Genomic DNA, 7,231 nt, shown 5'->3' with positions numbered 1-7,231 from the left:
ACTACGAGCAGCGCATCGACGTCTCTCACGCAATGATCCTCGTCGCAATGGGCGCAAACCTCATCCGCCGAAACGCTCATCCTTGAATTTCAAAACGGACTCTTACAGCTGCAAAGACTAAGGACGGGCCGCCGCTCAGACCACGGTCATAACGTCTAGGAGCGCTTCTAGTCGGCATCTATTAGCATCCAATGCTTGGCGCGTTCGAGTAAATGCTTAGAGGCAGTTGCATTACCTTGGCAGTTTAGAGGTAGAGGAAGGCGGTTATCTGAGGAGCCGTCCCGTTTGTCTCTGTTCAAGCGCCGCCGCTTTCCGGTCGAGATCATCCTGCTGTGCGTAAGCTGGTACTGCAAGTACGGGATCAGCTCCGCGATCCTGGCTGAGATAATGTAGGAGCGCGGCATCGTGGTCGACCCGAGCACGATCTTTCGGTGGGTTCAACGTTATGCCCCAGAGCCTGAAAAGCGAGTGCGCCAATATCAGGGCTGTCGATCTGAATCATTGCGGGTCGACGAGACCTATGTTCGGGTTGGCGGGAAATGGAAGTATCTGTTTCGGGCTGTCGACAAGCACGGACAACTGATCGACTTCATGCTTTCCGATCGGCGCAACACCTGGGCGGCCTATCGCTTCCTGCGCAAAATCCTGAAGGCCGGTCAGTGACTATCCGCCATCCTCAATTACGACGGACAAACTGGCGTTGTATCCCAAGGCAATCCAGCGCCTGCAGAAGGAGGGCCTGCTGTCGAAAATGGTGAGCACCGGACATCGAAATATTTGCACAATATCATTGAGGCTGACCATGGAGCGCTCAAGCGCGTCATCCGGCCGACCCGTGGCTTCCAGAGGATGGCAACAGCCTCTGCTACCATCAAAGGCTTCGAGGTGATGCGCATGATCCGCCGCAGTCGCGGCCATTGCGGCCTGGCACAGCGCGGCGTGACAGGCGAAATCCGCTTGTGAACCAGCTCTTCGGTCTTGCCGCCTGAGTGGCCTATTCGACCCGGTTCGTCGTGCCCTTTTCAAGTAAATGCAACAAAGCCATTTGTCGAAGCCGCATCAGTCCAGGATTATCGGTAGTGATCGTGGCGATGGGCCGGAAATAGGAGAAATTGGAAAGAGAGTTGAAGGCCGACATGGGTGCCGATCAGTGCCCGCGTCTTGCCGGTATAGAGCCGGTCCTTTGGATCATTAGCATTGAACAGGTTCAGATCGCCCACCTGCGATTCCCTCGCTGCAGACGATGCGGAAGAAATGACCCGCCGGCACGGTCCACGTGGCTGCGTCCAGCGGCGGCACAATCACGGTCTCGGTGAGTTCGAGGTCGTCACGCAGCGCGCGGTAGGCGGAAATCCGGGCGCGGCAGGGGTGTCGACCGGATAACAGACGACTGGTTTGAGCGCCTTGCAGTTTTCACGGCATTCGCGGGCGCCTGGTCATCGGGTTCAGTCTCATGTGCTATCTCCGTTTCGTTCCCCTGTCAGCGGGCATAGTTTGTTGTCAGGACGTTCCAGCTGGTTCTCTCATCCGCCAGCCTCACTCTATTATCGCCAGTTCCACTCCGAGGCCGACCGCGTCGCCGGGTTTCGCCATGATGTAGATGCGGCCAGCCTTCGTAGCGAAGACGCGCGTTTCCATCTTCATGGCCTCGATCAGCGCCACGGCCTCTCCATCGGCGACAGTCGCTCCGTCTTCGACCAGCCATTGCTGGAGGGTGCCCGGTATCGGGGCTGTCACCGCGCCGTCACTTGCGTTTGCGCTTGCGGTGGTAGCTGGCTGCGGTGCGGAAACACCGGAGAACAGTGCGGACGGCAAGCCGAGCGCATGGCGCTTGCCGTCGATCTCGATGAAGGTGCGCAGGAGCCCGCCCTCGACAGGATCGACACGCGGCGCCGGCTCGAGGCCGCGAAAGGCCGTCTCGATCCAGTTGGTGTAGACGCGAAAGCCGTCCTCGCCGGTGAAGTCGCGCTCCTCCAGCACCGCACGGTGGAATGGGAGCACCGAGGCCACACCCTCAATCCGGAATTCGGCCAATGCCCGGCGGGCGCGGATCAGCGCCTCCTCGCGGGTCGCGCCGGTGACGATCAGCTTCGCCATCATGGAGTCGTAGAGGTCGGGGATCTCCGAGCCGGTCTCTACGCCGGTATCCAGCCGCACGCCAGGGCCGGAAGGTGCGCGGAAGCGCGTGATCAGCCCGGGCGTTGGCAGGAAGCCGCGGCCGGGATCCTCCGCATTGATGCGGAACTCGAAGGCATGGCCGCGCGGAGGGGGCGTTTGCGTCACCGACAGTGGCAGTCCGTCGGCAATGCGCAACTGCTCGATGACGATATCGACGCCGGTCGTTTCCTCCGTCACCGGATGCTCGACTTGGAGGCGCGTGTTGACCTCAAGGAAGGAGATAACACCGTTGTCTGACAGAAGGAACTCCACGGTGCCGGCTCCGGTATAGCCCGCCTCGGCACAAATTGCGCGGGCGGCATCGTGGATGCGGGCGCGCTGTTCCTCCGAGATGAAAGGAGCGGGAGCCTCCTCCACGAGCTTCTGGTTGCGACGCTGGAGCGAGCAGTCGCGCGTTCCTAACACCACGGTGTTGCCGTGGCTGTCGGCGACGATCTGCGCCTCGACATGACGCGGCTTGTCGAGGAACTGTTCGGCGTAGCACTCGCCGCGGCCGAAGGCCTCGGTTGCCTCACGCACGGCAGAATCGAAGAGCTCGCCGACCTCCTCCAGCTTGCCGGCAACCTTCATGCCACGCCCGCCACCGCCGAAAGCAGCCTTGATGGCGAGCGGCAGGCCCGCCTCCTTCGCAAAGGCAACTGCGTCTGCCGCCGAGGCGAGCGGACCGTCCGATCCCTTGACCAGCGGCGCGCCGACTTGTGCCGCAATCCGTCGGGCTTCGACCTTGTCGCCGAGCGCCGTGATCACCGCCGGCGCCGGCCCGACCCAGACGAGGCCGGCGTCAATGACCGCCTGCGCGAACTCTGCGCGCTCGGACAAAAAGCCATAGCCCGGATGGACGGCATCCGCGCCAGCACGGCGGGCGATGTCGAGGATCTTTGGGATGTTCAGATAGGTGTCCGCCGGGCGGCCAGGGCCAAGGCCAAACGCTTCGTCAGCCAACTCGGCGTGGAGCGAGTGGGCATCGGCATCGGAATAGATCGCCACAGTGGCAACGCCGTAGTCCCGCGCGGCATGGGCGATGCGAATGGCGATTTCGCCGCGATTGGCGATGAGAAGCTTTTTCATCGGTCGATTTTCCTGACGAGCGGGTCGAAGGCAGCAATGGCGTTGAAGCGGATGCTCGCGCCGATGGGGATCTGGCCGGCAAGATCGAGATGGTGGCGCTCAACGACGGCGATCACCGGATAGCCGCCGGTCAGGGGATGATCGGCAAGGAAGAGCACCGGCTGCCCGCTATGCGGCACCTGGATTGACCCAAGCGCAGCGCCCTCGGAAGGCAGCTCCGTGGCGTCGCGTCGCTCCAATGGCTCGGCGCCAAGAAGGCGCATGCCGACCCGGCTCGACTCCGCCGTCACCTGCCAGTCCTGCGATAGCAGCGTGGCTACGCCCTTTTTCGTGAACCAGTCCGTACGGGGCCCGAGAACCACGTCGAGCATTATGGTGTCGCCTGGCTTGGGCATTTTCTTGGGCACGGGCCGGAGGGGATCAACGGCGGCTGCAGGTTCGTTTGCCGGCACCAGCATGGCGCCCGTCGTGATCGGCTCTGGGCCGACCTTTGCCAGCGTGTCAGTCGCTGCCGAGCCGAGGACGGTGGCGACGATGAACCCGCCGCGCAGGGCCAGATAGCTGCGCACGCCTTTCGGGGGGAAGCCCAGCGTCAGCTCGTCGCCTGCGTCGAGCGCGAAGGGTCGGCCGAGAGGAGCCGGGAGGGTGCGGCCGTCTGCCGTGTGGATCGCAAGGGGTGCGGGCGCACCTGTGACGGCTAGCGTAACCGGCCGGTCCGCCTTGAGCGCAAAGCCGCCGAAAGTGATCTCAGTTGCTGCCGCCTCGCGTCGGTTGCCAACGCAAAGGTTCGCCTCGATGAGGCTCGTGCGATCGACCGCGCCAGATTCCGAAACACCCTGGTCAGCCCGACCGGGACGACCGAGATCCTGGAAGAGCGCCGGGCGATCGGCACGGGTGACCAGAAGGCCAGCAGAGGGGCCGAAGGCTTTCGCCGTCTTCTGCGGGCCTGCAGGAACGGAGACAACATCCCCTTTGGCCATCTCACGGAAGCGGACGCGGTCGCCGGGACCCAGGAGTGCCGCGCGAGGGCGTCTGGTGTCCCAAATTTTGAGGGGCGTGCGTCCAAGAAGCTGCCAGCCACCGGGACTGTCGGCGGGATAGATACCGCCGAATTTGCCGGCAAGAGCCACCGAGCCAGCCGGGATGCGCACGCGAGGGCTCTTGCGGCGCGGGACGTCAAAGGCGGGATTATCGCAGGTCATGTAAGCGAAGCCCGGCGCAAAGCCGGTAAAGGCGACGGTATAGGTCGCCTCCGTATGGCGGCGGATCAGGTCTTCCACTGTCCAGCCTTGGATTTCGGCGACATCGCCGAGATCCTCGCCGTCATAGGTGACGGGGATCTCGAAGGTCTCACCTTGCCGCGAGCTTTGGACCGACAGGTCAATCCCGGAGATGACGTCAATGAGATTCTCATAGTCGGCCAGGAGAGGATCGAAGCGGAACATCAGCGTGCGAGCGGCCGGCACGAGGTCGATGACGCCCGGCGGCCGGGCGGCGAGCAGGCCGTCGAGCAACGTCAATGTGGTAGCGAGATCCTCAAGTTCGACCAGGAAGGCGTCGATGCCCGCGGGCAGGAAGCGCAGGCGCTCAGCCATGGGCAAAGGCCTTGAGCTCGATGCCTCGGCTCACCAGCGTATCGCGCAGCGTGCGGGCGACAGCGACAGCCGCCGGCGTGTCGCCGTGAATGCAGATGGATTGGGCCTCAAGCGCGATGTCCGTGCCGTCGATGGCGATCATGCGGCTCTCGACGACCATGCGCAGCATGCGCTCCGCGATTGTCTGCGGGTCATGGATGACGGAGCCCGGCAAGCGCCGGCTGGCAAGGGTTCCGTCGGCGTTGTAGGCACGGTCAGCGAAAGCCTCGCAGACAACCGTGAGCCCCGCCGCGCGAGCTTGGCTGACGATCGGCGCGCCGGCGAGCGCCATCAGCTTAAGCGAAGGGTCAATGGCCTTGATGCCTTCGATGACATCGGCCGCCTGACGTGCATCGTGAGCAATCGTGTTGTAGAGCGCGCCATGCGGCTTGACGTAATGCACCCTTGTGCCGGCCGCTCTCGCAAGTCCCTGGAGCGCACCGATCTGAAAGATCGTGTCAGCTACCAGTTCGGCGCTGGTCGGATCCATGTTGCGGCGACCGAAGCCGACAAGATCACGGTAGCCAACATGCGCGCCGACCGAAACGCCCCGTCTCGCAGCTTCCTTCAGCACGGAAAGGATGCCCGCCGGATCGCCGGCATGGAACCCACAGGCGATGTTAGCACTGGTTACGATCGAGAGCATCGACGAGTCGTCACCCATCGGCCAGGGGCCGAAACTCTCGCCGAGATCGCTATTGAGGTCGATGGGTGTCATGTCATAGCCTGTCCCGACGACGGGTATTCTCTGTTGAATAACACCGTATTGATTGTTCAACAATAAGGATGAGCTTGCAGGTATGATGGCAGACGACAGAGCCATAGCGGCAGATGGCCAATCGCTCGCTGAACTCGTAGCGGCTAGCATTCGGGAGTTGGTCATTGCAGGTGAGTTCAGGCCGGGCCAGAAGCTCTCAGAAGAACAGATCGCTGCCCAATTCGGTATCTCCCGCAACACACTCCGAGAGGTTTTTCGACTGCTGACCAGTCAAAGACTGCTGAAGTACATTCCTAATCGTGGAGTCTTTGTTGCTGCACCGGACGAAGCCGCAGTCATCGACATCTACCGCGTGCGTTCGATCATTCAGAAGGGGGCAGCTCAAACCACAACGAGGGGGCACCCAGCTCTCGCGCGAATGCGACTGCTGGCCGAGCGAGGTCGTGAGGTGGGCTCGCAAGGCGACTGGCCGCAGGTCGGAACGATCAACATGGAATTCCACCGCGCGATGGTGGAGCTTTGCGACAGTCCCAGGCTCAGCGCCTGCTTCGACTTGGTACTCGCCGAACTTCGGCTTGCCTTCGCGCAGCTAGAAGATTCGGCGCACCTCCACAAACCCTATGTAGACCTCAACACATCTCTCGTTCGGGTGATCGAGGGCGGCGACATCCCATCCGCGGTTTCGCAGCTGGAAGGATATCTGCTTATGTCGGAAAGGGCGGTGCTTGCAGCCCTCCAACGTCGAAGAAAATGAGATCACCCTACCGCCGGTAACCGAATCGCGGGACGACTCAGAACTATGTGCCGGATTGACTTTTGTGCTTCCTGTCAAATTTTTGGAACGCTCACAAGCCTGACGCAAGCGATCGACGACCTCGTGTCGAGATCATCCTTGCCGAAGTGTTCGCAAGGGATTTTGTCAACGGGACAAGTCGATGGCAGGCTATTATGCATTACTCTTGAGTATCAAAGAAATGAACGTTCGATCGGCAATATGTGAACGTCCATTCAAGGGTGTACGCAGCGTCCTGCATCGCATCCAGAAAGTAAGTTCGAAACCAACCGGGCTCTAATCTCCCCTCAGTTTTTGATAGGCATCGTAGGCAGCTAATACGAATTCGACTGGATAGCATGGCCGGCTATGAAAGCGCGCCCGTAAATTGTTTCGTCGGGATACTCTGTGACAATGCTCGTAGGTAGGCTCAACGTGTCATCTGCCAAAATGATGCATAAGATACCATTGATCATCTGAAAATCGGTCTTGCCAAAATGCCTCTCAAAGAGGCTGATCTGCATAGAGTTGAACTCGACTAGATCCGGCAGTCGAGCAAGGCGCGCCGTCACCGCGTCGATGAGTACCTTTGCGGGGGGTGCCGAGCCAGCGTGGTACCGCATGATTAGGAAGAACCCCTTGGGAGCCATCCAATTCTCGAAATTGCGCGGGAGGCAACCGGAAAGCGGCCGCGTCCACTCATGAGATGGATAACCGTGGAGATTTAGTTTAGGGCGGCGCGAGGAGGCGCTGCAATGGTAAGCGGTGCGCCAAGGCACCTTGCAAGAGGCCGATGAACATGGAGTTTTCGCGCCATGACATTGGAACATGCAACGGGCGATATGGTCGCCGAGTTAAGCG

General features: G+C 61.3%; 5 protein-coding genes and 1 pseudogene. 2 read left to right on the top strand and 4 right to left on the bottom strand.

The window, feature by feature from the left end; translation table 11 throughout:
- The first annotated feature begins 405 nt into the window (after positions 1-405).
- Positions 406-963: pseudogene (locus NKI85_RS37045) on the top strand (IS6 family transposase).
- 107 nt (positions 964-1,070) lie between these two features.
- On the opposite strand, the gene NKI85_RS37040 reads toward NKI85_RS37045, so the two are convergent.
- From NKI85_RS37040 to NKI85_RS37025, 4 genes are all read right to left on the bottom strand, one after another.
- On the bottom strand, positions 1,071-1,220 hold the full coding sequence (locus NKI85_RS37040) for a hypothetical protein (RefSeq protein WP_352780805.1): 150 nt from the start codon (positions 1,218-1,220) through the stop codon (positions 1,071-1,073).
- A 316-nt stretch (positions 1,221-1,536) separates the two neighbouring features.
- Positions 1,537-3,246: an acetyl/propionyl/methylcrotonyl-CoA carboxylase subunit alpha gene (locus NKI85_RS37035; protein ID WP_352780803.1), complete on the bottom strand. Its 1,710-nt coding sequence runs from the start codon at positions 3,244-3,246 to the stop codon at positions 1,537-1,539.
- Entirely contained in the window at positions 3,243-4,841 is a 1,599-nt protein-coding gene (locus NKI85_RS37030) for a 5-oxoprolinase subunit B/C family protein (protein WP_352780801.1), read from the bottom strand. The genes NKI85_RS37035 and NKI85_RS37030 overlap by 4 nt, the downstream gene beginning before the upstream one ends.
- The gene (locus NKI85_RS37025) at positions 4,834-5,598 is read right to left on the bottom strand and encodes a LamB/YcsF family protein (RefSeq protein WP_352780799.1); all 765 of its coding nucleotides are present in this window, start codon (positions 5,596-5,598) and stop codon (positions 4,834-4,836) included. The genes NKI85_RS37030 and NKI85_RS37025 overlap by 8 nt, the downstream gene beginning before the upstream one ends.
- An 82-nt stretch (positions 5,599-5,680) precedes the next feature.
- Between NKI85_RS37025 and NKI85_RS37020 the strand changes: the two genes are divergently transcribed.
- A complete protein-coding gene (locus NKI85_RS37020; RefSeq protein ID WP_352780797.1) occupies positions 5,681-6,352 on the top strand; it encodes a GntR family transcriptional regulator in 672 nt (223 codons plus the stop codon).
- Positions 6,353-7,231 lie beyond the last annotated feature (879 nt).

Source organism: Mesorhizobium sp. M0571 (genome assembly GCF_040320985.1).
Classification (GTDB): domain Bacteria; phylum Pseudomonadota; class Alphaproteobacteria; order Rhizobiales; family Rhizobiaceae; genus Mesorhizobium.
Note: the sequence above shows the minus strand (reverse complement) of the source record. Positions and strands in the feature narration are given on the sequence as shown.

What these genes read in the sequence shown, in the direction of transcription:
- NKI85_RS37035 (WP_352780803.1), bottom strand. Translation starts at nt 3,246, where the DNA reads ATGAAAAAGCTTCTCATCGCCAATCGCGGCGAAATCGCCATTCGCATC.
- NKI85_RS37030 (WP_352780801.1), bottom strand. Translation starts at nt 4,841, where the DNA reads ATGGCTGAGCGCCTGCGCTTCCTGCCCGCGGGCATCGACGCCTTCCTG.
- NKI85_RS37025 (WP_352780799.1), bottom strand. Translation starts at nt 5,598, where the DNA reads ATGACACCCATCGACCTCAATAGCGATCTCGGCGAGAGTTTCGGCCCC.
- NKI85_RS37020 (WP_352780797.1), top strand. Translation starts at nt 5,681, where the DNA reads ATGATGGCAGACGACAGAGCCATAGCGGCAGATGGCCAATCGCTCGCT.